6 tRNA genes are annotated in these 921 nt (G+C 41.6%); all 6 read right to left on the bottom strand.

Annotated features, from left to right (window positions below):
- Positions 1-23: 23 nt before the first annotated feature.
- Positions 24-99: transfer RNA gene (locus tag F0227_RS21745), tRNA-Asn, on the bottom strand.
- A 24-nt stretch (positions 100-123) separates the two neighbouring features.
- Positions 124-199, bottom strand: a tRNA-Thr gene (locus F0227_RS21750).
- A 9-nt stretch (positions 200-208) separates the two neighbouring features.
- Positions 209-284 (bottom strand) — tRNA-Asn (locus F0227_RS21755).
- A 24-nt stretch (positions 285-308) separates the two neighbouring features.
- A tRNA-Thr gene (locus F0227_RS21760) sits at positions 309-384 on the bottom strand.
- Positions 385-428: 44 nt separating this feature from the next.
- Positions 429-504: transfer RNA gene (locus tag F0227_RS21765), tRNA-Phe, on the bottom strand.
- A gap of 348 nt (positions 505-852) precedes the next feature.
- Positions 853-920 (bottom strand) — tRNA-Asn (locus tag F0227_RS21770).
- Position 921: the final 1 nt, after the last annotated feature.

Consider the following 921-nt stretch of genomic DNA (forward strand, 5'->3'; position numbering starts at 1 on the left):
TCAATGAGATGGCTTTTTAAAAGTGGCTCCCCCTGCAAGACTTGAACTTGCGACATACGGATTAACAGTCCGCCGTTCTACCAACTGAACTAAGGGGGAATTATCTTTTTATATATGAATAAATGGTGCCGACTACCGGAATCGAACTGGTGACCTACTGATTACAAGTCAGTTGCTCTACCTACTGAGCTAAGTCGGCTCCAGAAAATGGCTCCCCCTGCAAGACTTGAACTTGCGACATACGGATTAACAGTCCGCCGTTCTACCAACTGAACTAAGGGGGAATTATCTCTTTTCATATAAATTAATGGTGCCGACTACCGGAATCGAACTGGTGACCTACTGATTACAAGTCAGTTGCTCTACCTACTGAGCTAAGTCGGCTCATTAATTTTTTTGTTAAGTTGCAATTGCACCAAAACAGAATATGGTGCCCGGAGGCGGAATCGAACCACCGACACGAGGATTTTCAATCCTCTGCTCTACCGACTGAGCTATCCGGGCGTGGGCTGTATTAAACGGTTTTTACGCTTTAACGTCAATAGAAAAATGCAAAAAAAAGTGTGTTTGTTGATTTTCTATACTTAACGCTCTGTTTTTGAGCTTTGTTGGCTGGCAATGTATTAAAAGTAAACTCTTAAAGGTGCCCGCTATGCGGTTTGAGTTCAGATTCAATGCCAATAATTGTAAGTTGTTTGTTATAAAACAGCTAAAAGCAGTGATGAGTTTCTCGATGTTAATTTTGCTGTTTTTATTGAAAGGCAATAACGGTTGAAATTGGATAGGAGTAATGGCGGACTATTGTAGAAAAGGCATAAAAAAAGCCATCTCAATGAGATGGCTTTTTAAAAGTGGCTCCCCCTGCAAGACTTGAACTTGCGACATACGGATTAACAGTCCGCCGTTCTACCAACTGAACTA

The organism is Vibrio sp. 99-8-1, from assembly GCF_013114595.1.
GTDB lineage: Bacteria > Pseudomonadota > Gammaproteobacteria > Enterobacterales > Vibrionaceae > Vibrio.